Source organism: Mucilaginibacter sp. NFR10 (assembly GCF_900100445.1).
Classification (GTDB): domain Bacteria; phylum Bacteroidota; class Bacteroidia; order Sphingobacteriales; family Sphingobacteriaceae; genus Mucilaginibacter; species Mucilaginibacter rubeus.
In genome coordinates, this window is record NZ_FMTV01000005.1 from 219,080 (window position 1) to 238,565 (window position 19,486).

10 protein-coding genes are annotated in these 19,486 nt (G+C 45.8%); all 10 read right to left on the bottom strand.

What is annotated here, in order from left to right; translation table 11 throughout:
- Positions 1-2: 2 nt before the first annotated feature.
- On the bottom strand, positions 3-2,789 hold the full coding sequence (locus BLP33_RS17980; RefSeq protein ID WP_090531625.1) for a glycoside hydrolase family 2 protein: 2,787 nt from the start codon (positions 2,787-2,789) through the stop codon (positions 3-5).
- Positions 2,790-2,797: 8 nt separating this feature from the next.
- Entirely contained in the window at positions 2,798-4,255 is a 1,458-nt protein-coding gene (locus BLP33_RS17985; protein ID WP_254780184.1) for a sialate O-acetylesterase, read from the bottom strand.
- On the bottom strand, positions 4,255-6,090 hold the full coding sequence (locus BLP33_RS17990; RefSeq protein ID WP_090531627.1) for a sialidase/neuraminidase family protein: 1,836 nt from the start codon (positions 6,088-6,090) through the stop codon (positions 4,255-4,257). The genes BLP33_RS17985 and BLP33_RS17990 overlap by 1 nt, the downstream gene beginning before the upstream one ends.
- Positions 6,083-7,033 carry a glycoside hydrolase family 43 protein gene (locus BLP33_RS17995; RefSeq protein WP_090531629.1) on the bottom strand — a complete coding sequence of 317 codons (951 nt, stop codon included), beginning with the start codon at positions 7,031-7,033 and terminating at the stop codon, positions 6,083-6,085. The genes BLP33_RS17990 and BLP33_RS17995 overlap by 8 nt, the downstream gene beginning before the upstream one ends.
- Positions 7,034-8,416 carry a glycoside hydrolase family 140 protein gene (locus BLP33_RS18000; RefSeq protein ID WP_090531631.1) on the bottom strand — a complete coding sequence of 461 codons (1,383 nt, stop codon included), beginning with the start codon at positions 8,414-8,416 and terminating at the stop codon, positions 7,034-7,036. It lies immediately after the preceding gene.
- Positions 8,417-8,745: 329 nt separating this feature from the next.
- Positions 8,746-11,838 (bottom strand): DUF6298 domain-containing protein, encoded by a 3,093-nt coding sequence (locus BLP33_RS18005; protein ID WP_254780186.1) that lies wholly within the window; start codon positions 11,836-11,838, stop codon positions 8,746-8,748.
- 76 nt (positions 11,839-11,914) lie between these two features.
- Positions 11,915-13,576 carry a polysaccharide lyase gene (locus tag BLP33_RS18010; RefSeq protein WP_090531635.1) on the bottom strand — a complete coding sequence of 554 codons (1,662 nt, stop codon included), beginning with the start codon at positions 13,574-13,576 and terminating at the stop codon, positions 11,915-11,917.
- A 62-nt stretch (positions 13,577-13,638) separates the two neighbouring features.
- Positions 13,639-15,447: a RagB/SusD family nutrient uptake outer membrane protein gene (locus tag BLP33_RS18015; RefSeq protein ID WP_090531637.1), complete on the bottom strand. Its 1,809-nt coding sequence runs from the start codon at positions 15,445-15,447 to the stop codon at positions 13,639-13,641.
- A 12-nt stretch (positions 15,448-15,459) separates the two neighbouring features.
- Positions 15,460-18,645: a SusC/RagA family TonB-linked outer membrane protein gene (locus BLP33_RS18020; protein WP_090531639.1), complete on the bottom strand. Its 3,186-nt coding sequence runs from the start codon at positions 18,643-18,645 to the stop codon at positions 15,460-15,462.
- Between the two features lie 106 nt (positions 18,646-18,751).
- A complete protein-coding gene (locus BLP33_RS18025; RefSeq protein ID WP_090531641.1) occupies positions 18,752-19,417 on the bottom strand; it encodes a DUF3826 domain-containing protein in 666 nt (221 codons plus the stop codon).
- Between the last annotated feature and the right edge of the window lie 69 nt (positions 19,418-19,486).

Below are 19,486 nucleotides of genomic sequence, written 5' to 3' on the forward strand. Positions count from 1 at the left end.
GATTATTTACCCGAAAAGTCGAAATACAGGTTCAGCGAAAGCGCGTCTTCTATATTCCTGTCGTAATTAAAATATTGGTTCTTTTGTCCGCCCGGGCCAAGTTTTTCAGGCTTTTGCGATTTGGTGCCTATCGGCGTTATACCGTGCATAAACGAGATATCACCCGAAGGGAAAGCCGGTGCTGTATTGTAAACCTTTGCAGGATTTGCCGGCGTAAACAGGCGCATAAAAACATCGCGGCTGTTGCAAACAATGGTTACCGGCTGCCCGGTGGTTTGCAGCTTCATCCAGTATAAGTTAGAGTAATAGCCTTTAAACTCAGGGTAAACAACTTTACCCTGCCCCGTTATGGTATTGTTGTAGGTTTTATCCCAAACACCAAGTGATGTACCTTTCATGCGGTTTTTCCATACCCTGTAAGGACCATCGCCCATGTAGGTTACGCCTTTGATATTTCTTTCGGGGAAAGAGAAATTAACGCCCATTAATGTGGCATCCTCACCAATTGGCCAGTATTTAACATCAAGCTGCACCCAGCCCGGAGGGTAGATTGTCCACCTCAACAAAGGCTCTGATTTTTTTGGCGGGAATACGGCTTCAATCACGAGGTTATCGCCTTCGTAATGATAGCTGAGCTTTTCAAAACCTGTTTGATCCTGCCCTTCAACTAACACAGGACCATTGTTAAAAGGGATATCGCCCTTGGCGTTTTTCACACTAACCAATATGCCCGAATTGCGGTTAAACGCCAGCTCGATCCCGTTACTGGTTTTCACCTTGTACAGCGAATCTGTTTCAGCAATTACAGCCTTGCTTCCGCCGGTTTTGGTAATGATGCGCTTAGTGATCTTATCATGATTGCTCACCGGGAAGCTCCAGGTAAACAGTTCATGCTTGTTTACGTCAAGAGCAGATACATAAAGCACATCGAAATTCTGCCAATCTTTAGGTAATTGTAGCTGCAGGTTTCCATACTGCCCCGGCGCAACATCTGGTGAAGCAATAGTACCTATTTTATTTACTGAACTCGCTCCATTAAGTGTTGCCAGTTTATAGCTGAATGTGCATTGTTTAAGATTTGTATAGGAATATCTATTCTCTAAACGTAATGTCCCATTGAATGCCGGAGTTATTTCGCGGGGTTCGAGATAAACCGGGCTCCAGATTTCCTTAATGGCATAATAACTGCCTTCTTTTTCATGGTAAGGGCCAACAATACCATCGGGACCATGATCGCCATCGCTGTCCAATTCTCCGTTTTTATCGGTACGCACCACAGCTTCATCGGCAAAATCCCAGATAAAACCACCTGCCGAAATTGGTGTATGCCACATTTGTTTCCAGAAATCATCCAATCCGGCACCCGCGCCGCCATCGTACAAGCCGTGTAAAAACTCGGTGGGGAAAAATATATCGTGACCGTTTATACCGGTGTTGGTGCCATAATCATAATTGATATAATGCTGTGTATTCGTTCCACGGAAGATGCCCCAGGGATGGATGAGCGGACGTTTTTGAATATCCAATTCATCAAACCAATGATCGAGGTTGAAGTTAAAACCTCCTTCGTTACCATTATCCCATAGCACGATGGATGGATGATTAATATCTTTTTCGATCATTTCCTTAGCCAATTTTGAACCAACCACATCGTCATAAGCATGATGCCAGCCGGTGAGTTCGTCCAGTACAAAAAGACCTAATGAATCACATACATCCAGGAAATGATCATCGGGCGGGTAGTGCGACATGCGTACGGCGTTCATGTTCATATCCTTCATCAGCTGAACATCCCCGATGCTTACCTTTTTATTTAATGCCCTGCCTGTAGTTGGCCAAAAAGAATGGCGGTTTACGCCTTTAAATTTGATCTTTGCGTCGTTTACATAAATGCCATCGTGCTCTCTTAATTCAACCGTACGAAAACCGATCCGTTGCTTTACTGTATGAACAGGCTTACCATTTTCATTTAGGGCAAACACCACATTATACAGGTTAGGAAACTCCGGCGACCATAATTTAGGCGAAGCAATATGTGTGCTTAGATTGGCAACAGTATCACCCGCATTGACCTTAACAGAAAATGGAGCACCAAATTTTTGCCCCGCCAAGGTATACACCTGCCCTGTTACCGTGCCGCTTTTTACAGATACCAGTTTTAGTTGTGCTTTTAAATTACCATTAGCTTTAGCGTCAACGGCATAGTAACTGATGTGCGTTTTAGGGGCAGCTTCTAAAAACACCGGCCTGAAAATTCCACCGAAGATCCAGAAATCACCTTTACGTTCGGCCGCGTTTACCGATGCATTGGTGGAGTGTTTGGATACCGTAACCTCAAGCAGATTGGATTTGCCGTAGTTAAGCAACGCACTTACATCATATTTAAAACGATAAAATGATCCCTGGTGAATTGGCCCGACCGATTTACCGTTTAGCTTCACCTCTGTGTCGGTCATCGAGCCATCAAAAACAATGTTTATGGCTTTGCCCCGCCATGACGCCGGCACATTAAACTCATACTTATAAAGCCCTTGTTCCTTGCCTCTTAAACTATCCTTAGCAAGACCGTAGTTGTATTTTCCAAAACCCTGAAATTCCCAGTTTGATGGCACCGGGATGGTGGTCCACTTGCCTGAATTGTTACCCGCTGTACAGTAAAACTGCCAGTTTACGGTATGGTCGCTCCCTGTACCCGACAGGAACAGCTTTTGTGTTTCCTGGGCATGGCTTACCGACCAGTTGATAACAAACAGTAAAGCAATCCATATTTTAAAGCAGGCAGATCTCATTTATATATTCAGTTAGCAGTTAAAGTAAATTTCAAAGGGTTATTCGTGCGAAATGGCGCGGCAGGTAACCCCTCCTTATTATAAAAATTAGGCTGAGCCGACTCCGACCAGGCAAAGCGCGCGGCTACAGGTTTTGTAACCGATTGGGCTGATACCTCAACCGTGTTTCCTTTTATTGTGGCCGTGGCCGCGACAAAATTTCCGTCGGCACCGGCAATGGTGAAATCAGTAAGTGGTTTACCATCATGGTTTACCAAGCCAGCGCCCACATGATCAAACTCAAGGATGATCTTGTCGCCATTTATTTTCATGTGTTTGTACACCGGGCCCGAAAAAACTACCCGTTGTTTGTAGGTATTGGCAAGCGCCTGTAATTCAAGCCTCCTGCCTACCTCCCATTTAAATGGCGGGTGAATATTTTTAAGGTCATCATTCAAATCGGTAGTGATGATCATCCCCGTATTTGGGATCTGCAAAGCAACGGCCTGGGCTTCGCGCAATTCAGGTTCGGTAAAGGGCGTATAGGTTACAGGGCCTTTTCCCAGGGTGTAGTAATATGGCGCTATTTGTACGTAATAAAATGGCAGCTTTTTATCGCCCCATAGCTTACGCCAGTTGTTGATGAGCGCTTCCATTTTGTAGGTATAACTGATGGTTTCGCCTAAAAAACAAGCACTTTCGCCCTGGTACCATAAAAAGCCCTTCAGCGCAAAGGGGGCAACCGGCTCAATCATTTTGGCGTAGAACTTACCGGGATCACCCTCAATTTTAATGTTGTTGGCCTTAAAATACGGAATGGCATCAAAACCCTCCTGTGATACCCAGGGTTCAATCCTGCTGCCGCTCACCGCCGATGAAATAATACCTACCGGCACTTTCAAATCATGCTGCAGGTTTTTAGCAAAGAAATACCCTGCCGCAGAAAAAGCCCTCAAAGCCGAATCTTCGGCCACACTCCATCCCGAATGGGTAGAATCGGGCTTCAACATATTTTTCTGCGTAACCAGGAAAATCCTGATCTGCGGGTTATGCGCGCGGTCAAGTTCATCAACAGGCGAGTTTGAAGTGCTGGTATCCGGCTTTTTCACTTTGCTATTTTTGCGCATTTCGTACTGCATGTTCGACTGGCCGGAGCAAAGCCATACCTCGCCTACCAGTATATTTTGCAGTTGGATAGTGTTTTTTCCTGATATGGTCAGCGTTGTTGGTATGACGGATGCCGGCATCGCGTCAAGCTTTACCATCCATTTGCCCGCAGCATCGGCTACAGTTGTTTTTGTTTGTTTATTGAACTTTACCGTTACCTTTTCGCCCGGTGAAGCTGTGCCCCAAACGGGCACCGGAGCATTACGCTGCAATACCATATTGTTGCCTAATACTTTGGGCAAAACAACCTGCGCGCCGGCAATCCCAGAACTAAGCAGGCAGATCGTCAACCAACAATATTTTATCAGGCGCAGTATCATTAGTAATTACTTGTTTTAAATGATTTGATGTAGAACACGGCTTGTTTCGCTGCTTCTCCGGCATTTGGCCGGTCGAAATCCTGATCGGTAGGCGTATCGGCATCAGGGAACCTCCTGATATCCCCGGTACGGAACACTACCCGGTTTACGATTAGCACCGGGGCAAAAAACAGGCCCGTAAGCACATCCTTGCCGTTAACATTCACGGTGTAAAAGCGGGTATCAGTATTTAGCTTTATCACAATATGATATTGCGTACCGGCTTCATACTTCATGAAATTTTTGTTCCGATACCCGGCCTTAGTCCTGAACTGGCCTGCCGAATCAAGCGTGAGCCTAATGGCGGCAGTGCCTTTTTCATCCTGAAATTCAATATCCAGCATGCCGGTATTATTTTGCCCGGCTGTGATGGTAAAATCGGTCATTAATTTTTTGGAAACAGGTACAACACGTTCTGCTTTGGCAAAATCAAATGGGTCGCTGTCTTTTAGGGTCAACGCGCGTTCACCATCGGGCGATTTATCGATAGCCGCGGGGGCCCATTGCGGGCTATAGGTATTCCATTTCTCCAGTTCTTTGCCGGCAGGCAATTGGTTAAAAACCTCGTTTGCATGCGCATCCGCCTTTTCGGTGATCGGCACTGGGATGGATGATACCCAGATATCCTCCTTGTTCATGCTGTAAGTAACCCAAAGCTTACCATCCGGCGGAGTGCCATTCCCCTCTTCAATGCCGCGTGTATATTGAGGCCCGTATGATTTATAAGCGCCGCCATAACGCATGGTGGTGATCTCGCCGTTAACTAACAGCAAGTTGGTATAATCTAGTCCGTCTTTACTAACCGATAAGGCCAGCGGCCAGCGGAACTCCGAAGGATTATACACTGTAGCATATTTGCCGTCGGATGTGCGCTGCCCCCAGATCTTAGCATTGGCAGTTACAAAACGCGGTGCACGGGCAGCATTTGTCGGCCAGGTTTTGCCGTTATCAGTACTGATAGCGGTAAGCGCGTATTTCCATAAGCCAACCACGCGGCCATCGGGTAAGTGATAAAAGTTAAATGCTTTATAATCCTTATGCAGCGGGATCAGCGGATCTTTCCTGTCGGTTTCCTCAACCCATTGCATCATCATCAGCGGGTTGGCCATCAACTCATCGCAAGCTTGTACAAAACCCTTGTCCTTACTTGTTTTATAAAAAGGATACGAGGTATTCTTTTCGTTCCATTTTGGATTGTAATGGATAAAATAAATCGGTCCGAATTTGCCGTTTGGTAATACCTCGCGCACTACGCGACCAATGCCCAGACCATCATTCGGATCATCATGACCATCCAAACAAATGCCATAAAAACCCAGCACCAACAAACGTTTTGATTTGGAGGTATAAAAACCCATACGCTGGTGCATTACCGAATACAGGTCTTTCGCCACGCCTGGGTGCCCCTCTTTGGTAGTTCCATCAGGAATTTTATACTGAGGAAAAACTACTGTTGGTTTTGACCATGCTTCACCATCTTTTGAGGTTATGAGCAGGGTTTGTCCCGGTGGCACGCTTTCGCCTACCTTATCGCTCAGGTATTCAACATAAAAAATATTGTTCCAGTAGGCCAGCATAGGCGCATGGTTATAGGTAAAACCGAAGTCATCGGCCAGTTCCGGATGTTCACGGTTAGCCCTGAAGATCTGCTTGCTGTGCACACCTATCACCGGAGTTAATTGCCCATGATGATAATCAACGTTGGCAACGGTATTGCCGCTGTAATGCACGGTATCCTGTGCACTGGCTATCCCGGCCATCGATATAAAAAACAATATGCTGATGAACTTATTCATGTTTAGCTGCTTTGCTTTGCCCGGCTGCCTGTAAAAGCTGCGCAAGCTGTTTTTTGGTAACCTTAAATATGGTGCCGTGCTTGTGCCCTACCGGTACGCTCACGCTATCGGCCAGGTCGGTAAAAGTTTTAAAGTTGGTTGTGCGCATGGCGCCATATCTTTTTAAACGGTACGAATCATAATAGATCAGCCAGTTATCGCCCGCTTTGGTCATGCTGGGGCCTTCACTGAAAGGCTCGGTAAATCGCGGGGTATAGTTACTGTACGGTCCTAACGGATTATTACTGAACGCGACGAGGATATTGCGATTAGGCCGGGTGTTATCCTTCATAACCAGCGCATAATCATTTTTGGCCCGCTTTACAATCTCGGCATCAATTACACTGAATCCCGGATCAAGGAATAGCTTTGACGGACTGAAAGTTTTAAAATCCTTGGTTGTGGTGTAGTAAAGGCGGTGATTATTATTTTCATCCTCCTGCCCTTTCGGAAAGCGAAATGGTACGGTTGAAGCCCAAACAATAATGAAATATTTGTTCTCCTCGTCATAAAACAACTCCGGTGCCCAGGCATTCACTGCGGTGGGCTCGTTAGCCATCACCTCAATATGCTGCTCGGCCGACCAATGGATCAGATCGCTTGAGCTGGCATAGCCTATGCCTTTGTCGTTTTTCCAGCCGGCTGTCCATACCAGGTGATAAACTCCGTCGGGCCCCTGGGCTATGGATGGGTCGCGCATGATCTTGGCGTCGCCAACCTCCGGTTTAATGAAAATATGATCGATGGCATTCCAGTGATAGGCATCATTACTGTATAAAAAACGCAAACCCTCATTAGCAGGCTCATGAAACGATGTAAAAAGGTACACGCTTTTACTGGCCTTGCACGAAAACATCAATGCAACGGCAAATAGTAAGATGATATGTTTAGTCGCCCGTTTCATTTATATCGCGTCGATAATGAGCACCCAGTCGTTACCGTTTGATATTTTCCCGGGTGGCTTAAATTTGATTATTTTAGCTTTCGCGAAGCTTCCGATAGCCGTAGTTTGCCCGTTACGCGGGTTATACCACGATGCTTTCAGTTTTGGGCCCTCCAGTTTATCAGCATTGATATTAATCTCCCGGCCGGTATAGGTATAAACAAAAGCATAGGTTTTTCCGCGGGTTGCGATCAGCCTGTTGTACTTTACGCCGTTGTTACCGGCGATCAATGATTGATCAGGTACACGATCAAGGTACGGACGAGAAAGCATCAGTTTTTTCAAATAAACCATCTGCTTAGCTCCCGGATCATTAATTGAATTATACCAATATCCTTTGGAACCATAAGCGCTGTTCTTATCAGTCGGTTTGTGCATTTGCATCACATCATTATCGCCATAGGTATACCCGCAGGCCCCGGCAAAAACCGACCAGTAACCATAACGCCTTACATCGGCTGCTGTCCAGCGGGGTAGCTTGGTATCATGCAGGCCGTAAGGGATCTTTTCGTACGATGGCTCGGCATCAAGAGTTGGTTTTATGGGTGACAGGTTGTAATCTGTTTCAACATAACGCCAGTTATCTTCGCCGTATTTTAAATCTTTTTTGGAGGTATCCTGCGCGTAAGTACGATGACCCGATTGGAAACAATTGAAATCTAACCAATTCTCGTTATGAAACCATTTTGATGATTGCGTACGGCCACGAGGGTGATAAGTTATCAGATGTTTTCCGTCCAGTTCATGTAAAGTGTTACCAATAGCATTCCAGGTTTTTAATGAATCTGAACCGGCAATGTCGCCGCCATTCATCCAGATCACATTGGGGTGATCGCGGTATCTTTTGGCCAAAAATCCGGCATAAGCTTTTGCTTTATCAGCACCAATATGGCTTTCCTTAACTACCGATCCCCAAACAGGAACCAAGGCAACATATAATCCTTTTTCGGCAGCTTTGGCGATGATCCAGTCGATATGATCCCAATAATCGTATTCGTTTCCCTTGCCAAAGGTATTGCCGGGAGTTGTTTTTGGCAATGTGATATTCTTATTGCTTAGGGCAGAATCGCCATAGGCATTGGTTTCTTTGATGCTATGCACCACCATTACCTGTATCACGTTAAAACCCTGTTTGGCACGGACATCAAGGTATTGCTCGGCCTCTTCTCTTTTCAGTTTAGAGAACAGCAGCCATCCTGTATCACCCAGCCAAAAAAATGGCTTATCACCAGCCATAAAATAGCGGTGGTTAGCGGATATGCTTAAACGAGGCATTACATCGTTGCTTTTGAATGAAAAAAGCAGCAAAGCAATGGCAATTAATATGGTAGATTTTTTAAGCATAATTTAGTTAACAATAGACTTTTAAAAAGCCCCCCTCTTGAGAGGGGCGCGTTTGGCTGAGCGTTGGCAGGGGTGTGTTTCGTCCGCGTTCATTATCGCTTTGTTAAACACACCCCTCCGCCCCTCTCAAGAGGGGAATCGCACTGGCCCTTTCTTCTTTAATCCCTCTATTTTTTCAAGCACCCCTCTTGAGAGGGGTGCGTTTGGCTGAGCGTTGGCAGGGGTGTGTTTCTACGGCGTTCATTATCGCTTTGCTAAACACACCCCTTCGCCCCTCTCAAGAGGGGAATCGCACTGGCCCTCCGCTTTTCTATATTTTTTCTAATCTTTCAATTACGGCTCAGCCACAAAATTGCAGCCCCATTCCCCTGTCCTTTAATTTCTGTATTTGCAGCACCTTTTATCGTTTCAGCACCGGGTAAAAGCTCGCCGGTTTTAGGGTCGATCCATTGCGCTTTGTAACTAACACCGGCCGATAAATCAAGGTGAATCCCACCGCCATTACTATAAACGATATACCCTTTTGATGAACCTAACGCCCATTGATCTTTAGGCGAACCCGGCAACTCGGCAGGTTTCATACCGCTTGCATCGGCTAAAAAAGCTTTATTAATATTGGCAGGAAGGACCGGCAATGATCCGCCTGCAATAAATACCGCCCAGCCAAAATGATCGTAACCATCGGCAGAATAAAGCACAGCTTTATCCGGGTATTTGGTACGGTACTCGTGTACCGCACGATAAACCTGCTCAAACGATGAAGCCTTGGGTTTAAAGATCCGGGCTTGTTGGCGAGGGGCCAGGCTTTGGCCGCCGATGGGTTCATAGGCTGTTCCGTTGGCCTGATAGTACCAGTAACGGATATCAATAGCATTGATGACCGAAGCTGTAGCCGGGTTGGCCAGGATAGCATCCTGCACATCTTTGGTGGCGCTCAGGCTTATGACCTGTTTCTTTTTATGCGTAGTTTCCCATTGCTTAATGGTTTCTACCCAAAACTTCATAAAATGCAGCGGACCGGTAAATTCTGCTCCAATCTGTTGGATCACCCCGGTATTACCTGCAAAATTGTCCATGCATTTATTGATGTAGGCAATGTGAAGCTTACGCCTTGCCGGGTCGGTTTCGTCATAAAACTGCTCAGCCATAAACTGGCGTTTGTCGCCGGCATAAGGTACGGGCTCCGGGAAACCGGTGCCGTTAATATTATTAGCTGTACGCCATGGAAAATCGGTATAATGCGCGCCCGCTTCAATAATGTTGTGCTGAAAATAGTTTTGATGTACCAGTACCAAACCTTTTTGATCGGCCAGATCGGCAAATTGTTTCAGGCGGTTCCAATACCAGGTATTGTATTTAGTTAAATCGTATTTACTTAAGCCGTCGTAAGCCAGTTCTTTGCCACTGCGGGCAAAAGGCAGCTCATAAAACGGAGCCCAAACATCGCCATCCATCCGGCGGATGCGCTCATGGTCGTCGCGGCGGCGATCATACCATAAGCCGTAGTTGTGTTCAAATACCACGATATTACCTTTCTGCATCCAGTCGGTTACCGCGTTCAGATCATCCGTTAAACCGGTGCCGGTTTGGCCGGGTACCCAACGGGAGATGGCGGGTTTAGCTTCCTTTTCAGTATAATCGGGATGAACAGTGCCGTTCCACCACGGGGTTTCAAAATGCTTGCCTGTTAAAACGATGTTACCACGGGTGAGCCAGCCGTTGGTAACACTCATTGTGGGTGCCAATGTAGCAACAGCCGGGCGTTTATATCCTATTTCATCAATAGTTTTGGCACCTGCCGATTCAATGTTAATCGAATTTCTTTTAGGCGACTGATCAATCCAGTTACTGATGGTAAGTGCAGGTTTACGGGCCGCTGCCATCAGTTCGGCTGCCTGCTCAACTGTCGGGCTGCTTGATGGTTCGGTGGCCGGGTACAGGATATCGGCTTGTTTGCTTACATCTTTATTTAAGCGGTTAGCTAACTGCGTGTAATAAAAACTTCTTGGGCTTATGGTGCTGTTTGATGTACTCCAGTAGCCATCACCTGCAAATTGTGCCCAGGTACCAAAAGCCCAGTTTTGAGCCGTTGGCGGCTGATAGCAATCCACACGAGCTGCGGTACAATTCCAGAACAGGCTGTTGGCGGCGCTCCATCCGGCGCCTTGTCCGTCCTGTCCCCGGTTCATATAACTTAAGGGCTGTCCATCGATGTTAGCGATATCAAACAGAACGCCCGATGCCCAGCTATCAATACCTCCGCTAAAGCCCAGCGAACCTACCGACATACATTGCACAAAAGCGTTTGGCCCCGGCGCGCAATACCCGGTAGCAAAATCATGAAAACCCTGTTCGGAATATAAACGCTGAAAAAGGTTTTGCCCCCCCATAGTCAGGAAAGTGTTGCGACGCTGTCCCCCTATTTCCGAAACAGGCGCGAGCGATTTACAATCCTCAACCGTTACCCGGTTTCCGGTAACACCAACAAATACTGCCGAACCTGCAAAATGCTCAAAGGTTACCTGGCGTACCCAAGCATCGCTAACATTTTCCATTGTGATAGCCATCCAGCGGTGGGCTTCATCTTTTGCGTTTGAAGCATCGTAAGCTGATTGCAGTTTTAAGTTTTCGATCCCCACTTGCATAATTCTGCCGGACCATTGGTAAGAGGCTATCAAACCACCGCCGTATGCAGTATCCAATGCTGTTGTTAAAGGTGCGTCAAGGGTAACTGTGTTACCGTCTACTGATGTTACTTTTCTATCCCAGTAAATATCGCGTTCGCCGGGTTTCCAGGCCAGAGCGGTTAAGTCGCCGCCAAAATGGTCGGTTTTAATGGTGCTGATCCATGCCTGTGTGCTTGGACGGTGAATTAAAACCAGATCGCCGTTTTTAAGATCTGCACCATCGGCAATGTGTAGAGTGTTAGCATTTACCGGCACGTATGCATCGGTAATTTTAATTTCTTTGGATGTTAGCCGGTCGTTTTTGCCGGTAACATGGATAAAGGTTTCCCTATCCGTTCCGGCAGCGAATAGTATGGTACCGTTGGCGGCCATCCCGCTTCCCCGCAATACAACGCCGGATGCATTTATTTTAAGGCTGCCGTTAATCTGATATGTGCCTTTGTTGAGCAGCACCGTTCCGCGAAAACCATCTTTATCTGCAGGTAAACCAGCTACGTAATCTAAGGCAGCCTGGATCCTCAGTGTAGCATCACCGGCTTTTACAGGTACTACAACTTTTACAGCTACAAAAGGGATTGGCTTTTCGGAGGCCATATATCCGCAATATGAAAAATCAGGAATGCGGTCGCCGTTGGGGCTCACTGCATAATTTAGTTTGCCGTTTTTATCGGCGGCAACAGGCGGTTGGGGTTTAGGGGCTTTTTTCTTATCCTGTGCAAATAAGGGGGAATGCATAAGCATCCCCCCAGTCATTAAACCAACCCAAAAATAAATCCTGTTAAACCTCAATCCCCGCATTATAGTGTCTTTATTATTTTAACGAAGCCAATTTCTTTTCGCCTTTAGCGGCTACTGTATTTAAATATACTTCGATATTGGTATAACCGCCACCATTTTTTGCAGGCAGGGCCGAGTCGTTACCATCTTTAGGGTTTAGGCCATGAGCTGTTTCCCAACTATCTGGCAAACCATCATTGTCCGAATCTTTGTAAGGCGTGCCTTTATATTCCGGATAGCCACCAACCTGCCATGGGGCGGTGATGATACCCAGCTTGTACGAGTCTTTCGGTAATTTACGCACTTTAAACTGGTAAGCAGTATCGGTTTTCATTTCCTTGTAAGTGATCTTACCGGTACGTACCTGCTCGGTGATGCGCACATCAACCGGATCGCGTTTTGGCAGGGTGGCACCAGCATTCGCGATAACAAATTTAAAAGCGTCCTTTGCCGACATGATTGTCATCGGGGGCATTGGAAACGGTTCGTTAGCCTTCATATAGTCCTTGTACTGACCGGCGTCAGGCAATTCTTTGCCACCTGGGCCTTCAACCTGGATGCCACCGTTCCACGCATCTTTAGTTACTTCGGGATAACCTTCCATAATATTACCTGATGCATAAACACGACCAAACACTTTTTCCTTCAGCTTGCTCCTGCCCGATTCCGGTTTCAGGATACGGTGACCAACCGGCTCATCTTTAGGTGTAACCGGACCAGGTTTAAAGTAGTTATTGATCACGTTGTAATTGGTGGTATAATCGCCGCCGTCCATTGAACGGTGATGCCAGTTAAATACCACATTGTTTACAAAGTTGTATACGCCATTCCAGCCAACAGATGGGTTACGGCCAGTATTATCGGCCCAAAGGTTACGCATTAATGAGCTGTTTTCGCCGCCTGTTGTTGAGCCGAAAGCGTGGTTCCAGTAATCCAATGATTCTGAATAAATACAATTCTGGATAGTGATATTTACGGTACCCAGCTTCTCTTCTTTCGAGCCATCGCCCGGATCAAACATGTGACGGTACATGGAAAAGTTTTCGTCCAGGCCCCAGCTTGCAGATACGTGATCGGCAATGATGTTGCCCACCGGGTTGCCACCCAAAGCATCATCACGGCGGCCAACATTGGTTTCGCCGCGGCGGAAACGCATATAACGGATCACAACATCATGTGTATTCACCCAAAATGATTCGCCTGCAATACAAACGCCATCACCCGGAGCAGTTTGGCCTTCAATAGTAATATACGGAGCCCTCACGATAATCGGTGTTTTGATGCGGATAATGCCCGCAACATTAAATACCACTATACGTGCGCCGCCTTTTTCGCAAGCTTCACGCAAAGTGCCGGGGCCATTATCTGCCAAACTGGTAACTACATATACCTTACCACCGCGGCCGCCAAAGGTAAACTTACCACCGCCTTCGGCACCCGGAAAAGCCGGGATCTTGGCCTGCGGCAAATCGGTCGGGCGCGCGGCCCATGGTACGTATACTTTGCCACGGCGCTGATCGGCCTGGATAATGGGCAGGGCGACCGCCCATGCTGAATCTGAACGACGGGTAGCCTCTTTCATCAAAGCTTCACTCTCTGCTTTAACCTTTTCTGGTATTTCCGGGTATTGGGCAAAAGCCGGTTTAGCTAAACCCAATGCCGCTGCTACTAAAAATAAAGCTGTGTGTTTTTTCATATCTGTATTCGTAATCTTCTTTTGTTAAATGGTTAGCAGGCACCCATCGTTCAATTAATTTATTATTGAAGCGGATCAAACGGCCCACCCCAGGTGTTATTTTGCTGTAAATTGATATTATTTAACAATGCCGCCGAAGGGATCCCGAAAAAGTAATCGCCCGACTGAACCGCAATGTTATAAGAATCCATAGTTTTAGTTTTAACGGTGAAAGATGTGCTGTACAGGGCATCCAATGATGCAGCTGCTAAAGCATCTCTTGTACCGGTAAGATAATCTTTACCGCTTGCGTTGTTATTAAGGGTAACTGTAAGCCCCGTTCTCTTTTTACCGTTCAATGTGCTTTCGAGTAGTTTACGGCGACGAAGGTCCCAATAGCGTTTACCCTCAAAGGCAAATTCAATTTTACGTTCATTCATGATAGCGTTGATCATCTGATCAGGGCTCATGCCTGCATCTAAACCGTAAAGGTTATCGGCACCTGCTTCAATACCGGCACGTTTCCTGATAGCTGTTATATTGGTATAACCGGTAGTTACGTTGCCTAACGCTGCGGCACATTCGGCCTGGTTCAATAAAACTTCGGCATAACGGATCTCCATCCAATCTGTACCAACATATGGTGTATTTGCCACACTGACGTTAGGGTCAATAGCTTTGCGCAGGTAGAAACCTGAGCCTGTTGCCGATGCCGGTTCAGTGGTTTTAACACCGGAACCATCCGCTTTATTGTAATAAAAGTAAGTCCACAGGCGATAAGAGCTATTGCCGTTTATAGGCCAGTTACAACCGTTGTAGGCAATAGTTTTGTTAAACCTTGGATCGCGGTTATCAAAAAACTTTGCATCATCATATGTATACTTTAACGAGGTACCTGGTGCTTTTCCGTCAAGCATCGGGTATGATTTTACAATATCCCATGTAGGTTGATTGGAACCGCCTTTAGTACCTAAATAGGCCGGACGAGTCGCATTATCATAGGTATTGTTATTCTGGTTTTGATCGGTTGATGATGTGTTAAAACCTGTTATCAAAATTGCCTCCGGATTGCTGCTGTTTTCGGTAAACCACATGTTATCATAAGATGGGTTTAAACCGTAGTTATTGGCAGATAATATCTGCATTGCCTTATCATTGGCATCAGCAGCTGTTTGCCAGCGGGCCGCATCATTGCTGGGGTTAAACTGAGGACTTGCATACGTTAGCAACACCCTTCCTTTAAACGCAGCCGCAGCAGCCGATGAAATACGACCGTAATCGCTGCCGCTCCATTTGGCGGGCAGATATTTTATACAGCTGTCCAGATCGCTCACAATTTGTTTAAAGCACTCCGAAGTTTTGTTACGAGGCAAAAGCGCCGCGTTTTTGGCGTCCTGCCCAATAGCATCAAGCGGTTTTAACACCAGCGGAACACCGCCGTATAACCTTACCAGGTCAAAATACCTGAAAGCCCTCCAAAAATAAGCCTGTGCTTTATACCTATTTTTGGTAGAGGCAGGCAAGGTGCTGGCGTCGAGATCCTGCAGGGTTTGGTTAATGTTACGGATCCGGCCGTAGTTATTGCTGATATTCACCGAGGTACCGATGTCACCAACAGTTTCGATGGTAACCGTACCTTTTACGTACGCGTTATCGCTGTAAAATTCGTCGCATTTGTCGCCCCCGCTGCCAATAGCGCCGCCGGTATCGCCAAACCAGCCGGGCTGGTTTGCTGTATACAGGTAATTGATGTTTAAAATAGCCACCGTTGAGTCATTAAAAATCTGGCCGGGGGTGCTGTGTGTAAGATCTTCCTTATCAAGCACTTTTTTACAGTTTGTAAACAGGGCTGATACGATCAAAGCTGCAAATATGGTTTTAAATAATTTCATGTCTTTCAAAGTTTAGAAGCCTAAGTTTAAACCAAAAGATACTGTGCGTAAGTTGGGATATGCCCCAAATGGTGATGAAATATCACGATAATGTTCGGGGAACGGGTTTACAAAGTTGATTGGGTTTGTAGCTACCACATACGCCCTTATGCTTGACATGCCGAGCCTTTTGGTGATGGAAGCAGGCAGGGTATAGCTTAAGTTAGCACTGGAGATATTCCAGGTGAAGGGGCTAACAAACCAAAAATCACTTGTAGCACTCACATCGTCCGAGTAATAAGGGTCGGGATATTTAGCATTTGGATTAGATGGGGTCCAGTGATCAGCCCAGAATACAGGCCTGTTCTGGTTAGCCGTGGCTTGTTTAATGGCGGCGCTCTCAATTGATTGGTTGCCACCCCAGCTCATTCCCATAACCACATTTAAGCTTAATGTTTTATATGCACCGCCAAAGTTAAGGCCAAGATTGTAGTGGTTTGATGATTTCTTACCTAAATAAAACTGGTCGTTGAGGTCGTTTTGTTTGATAATACCATCGCCGTTTTTGTCAACGTAATTGATCATACCAGGTGAAGGCACGTAACCAAAAATCTTAACGTTTTGTGCCCCACCGGCTGCGGCGGCCCTTTCAGCAATGATCGCGTCGGCATCGGCTTGTGTACGGATGATACCGAGTGATTTGTATCCCAATGTTCCCTGATCGCTTGATTTACCGGTCAAATCCTGAATGGTACCCACCTGCGCTGCAGCGATATCGTATTTAATGTATTTATTATCACTCCAGGAAAAGAACGGGCTAAAATTATAGCTAAAATTAGAACCAATTTTGTCTTTCCAGCTTACAGAGATCTCGTATCCGAAAGTATTGACGATACCATAATTTTCGGCAGATGGCGCTGCACCTATAGTTACCGGAACTGAAGTGTTCAGCGATGCAAGCATATCATAGCGGTGCTCCCAGAAATAATCGGCCGAAACTGATAAGCGGTTACCCAGGAAAGCGGCATCTAAACCGTAGTTTGTTTTCAGGTCATGGTCCCAGGTTAAATTAGCGTTCGGGATAGCGATATTTAGCAGCGCGCCGAGGCCCCTGTCGCTATTGCCGCCGAAAACAGCACCGCCTTTGTTGCCGGTACCAAACTGGTAGTTAACCGCGTATAAGAATGAAGGTGTATTATCAGAACCTAACAAACCTACCGAACCTCTGAATTTCAAAAGATCAACAAAGCTCACTGATTTAAAGAAGTTTTCTTTTGAAATCACCCAGCCTGCTGAAGCCGAAGGGAAATATCCCCACTGGTGGCCCGGTGCAAAGTTGGTATTAGCATCCGCCCTCATGGCCAATTCAACCAGGTATTTATCGGCGTAGGCATAATTTACCCTACCTGCCACAGCTTTACGGCCATATTCTTTTACCAAGGTAGCCTGGTTTGACGATTGATCGCCGATGGTGAACGTTTGGTTATCTTTTCCGCCTACAATTACACCGTCGGCTTCGGCAGCTACACCTTCACTATATGACTCATATTGCTCATACAAAGCCAGTGCAGTAATTTCATGCGCCCCAAAACGTTTATGGTAAGTAAGGTTGGCGTTGAACTGGTAATTATCTGCCATTGTAGGGGTAAGGCGCACCCTGTCGCCATTTTTAATAGCTTTTACGCCTACCACAGTTCCTCCCGGAATATGGTTATTGTCGCCTTCGCCCGAGTATTGGTTGTAATAAAACGTTGAGCCATATTGCTTGTTAAAGGCATTATTAAGATTACGGTTGTAGCTAACATTGGCAGTTAAGCCGCTAATACCCGGAATTTCGTAACTCAAATTGGCTAAACCATTAAATACAGTGTTATTGTTACCTGTGTAGTTGTTAGAATTTTGAACAGCAAAAAAGTTAAGGTTATCGTTATTGCTGGTTCCTAAATATACAGGATGCCCGTCGATAAAATATTTTTGCCATGGTGGTGCCTGGTTAAGCGACAGAAAGTCGTTATCGGGGCTTTCGCTGGTACTTGATAGTTTATACCAGTAAATTTTGCTTTTGGCAAGATCTTCGCTCAATGACAATGACAGTTTTAAACCTTTCGCCACTTTTGCGTCGACACTGGCCCTGAAGCCAAAGCGGTTGGTATTTACGCCTTTAAAGTTGGAGTTTTGGTTTACATAATTTGCGCCTGCGAAATAAGTAACCTTATCATTACCGCCGGTTATGCTCAACGCGTTCCTGCTGGTTACTGCCGGTTTAAATGCCTGCTCCAGGAAATTTTGATTATTATTTTTAAAGTACTCAAGCTCATCCGGCGTATAATATTTTAAGTCTTTATTGCTTAAATCGCCGTTGATATAACCTTCGGGTGTTATGGTGTGGTTATACCTGGTTTGCTCAATATCATTCAAATAAGTAGCCATCTGAAAGCCCGACATCATTTTAGGAAGCTGAATTGCATCGGCAATACCTACTGATGAACTGAAGCTTACCTTTGGCCCGCCGGCCTGGCCGCGTTTGGTTGTTACAACGATAACGCCATTCGCGCCTAAAATACCGTATATGGCAGCGGCAGCATCTTTCAATATCGAAATGTTCTCCACCTCACTTTGATCAAGCAGGTTGAAATCTGCTTCACTACGTTGTACACCATCAATAATGTACAATGGTGTTGTACTTCCACCATTCTTTGCCAGAAAGACTGGGTTACGGATAGTGATGGTTCCGCTTTGGCCTGGCCTTGCAATACCACCGGTAACACTTACCGCGGCATTGGTACCGCGAAGTGCGGCGGCAAGGTTAGTGGTAGGGATATCCTGAATGGTTTTCATATCCACCGCGGCAACAGCACCTGTTAAGTGGACCTTCTTTTGAGTACCGTAACCTACTACCACAACCTCATCGAGGGCATTTTGTGATGGTACCATTTTAAAGTCGGCATTCATTTCGCCAATCTTCAGTGTTTTTTCCTGGTAGTTGTATCCAAGAAATTTAGCCCCAACCACAATGGCCTGCAGATTAGTAGCCTTAATTGAATATTTACCATCGGCATTGGTGATAGTACCTGTAGTACTGCCCTTTACCTGGATGGCAACCCCTGGCAGGGGAGCACCTTTTTCGTCCGTAACCGTACCTGTTATATTACGGTCCTGGGCTTTTAGCGCGCTGCCTAAGCACAGCAACACCGAAAGTAAGAGGAAAAGTTTTCTCATAAACTTGATAATTTAATTTTCATGATCAGGTTAATTAATTAGTATAATTGGTTTGCCCGGCTAAAGCTTATTTCATGATACCGGGATATTTAGGTTAGTTCAAAAATTATTGTTTTGCTGCCTGCCGCTCTTTGATCCGTTTTTGCCACTCTTCACCTTCCTTTTTCATATCGTAGCCCTGTGCGGATAGGTAATTATTAATGCGGCCCTTAAACTTCCCAAACCAGGCATGCTTTTTTTCTGATGATTCAGCATCTATAGCGTTTTCCCGCGCCTCCAGCAGCCATCCCTTAATTTTGCTTTTTTGTTCTTCGGTGAGGTTAGGGATCTCGTCCTGGTAAGCGGTAAAGGTAATGGGGTATATGCGGTAGGTCATACCGTCTTTTATCTTATCAACCTCATCGGCACTTAATACCTTGTTAAGCTTGTTGATATATGATGTATGCAACACTTTTACCTGCTTAGCCACATTACTATCTACAAGGGCGATTTTGGCATTGGCACCTGCTTTATCATCGGGCATCTGGGTTTTAATATCATTTACTTTTGCTTTACGCGCATCATAAATGGTGTTCAAATCACTGTACTGGGCAACTACAATATCACGCACTTTCTTAAATTTTACCGAGTCGGTAATGCCTGCTCCTGTAACAATTTTATTTGAACGTTCGGTTATAACTTTTAGGTAGTTGTTATCCACTGGTGCCTGCGCGAAAGCCTCACTGATTGCAACTGATAATAACAATATCACTATGTATTTAAAGTGTTTCATGGTTGTTTCAATTGGTTAAATTCTTTACAGTTTTTATAAAAGCCCTTAAAAAAGTATATGGTGTCCTGC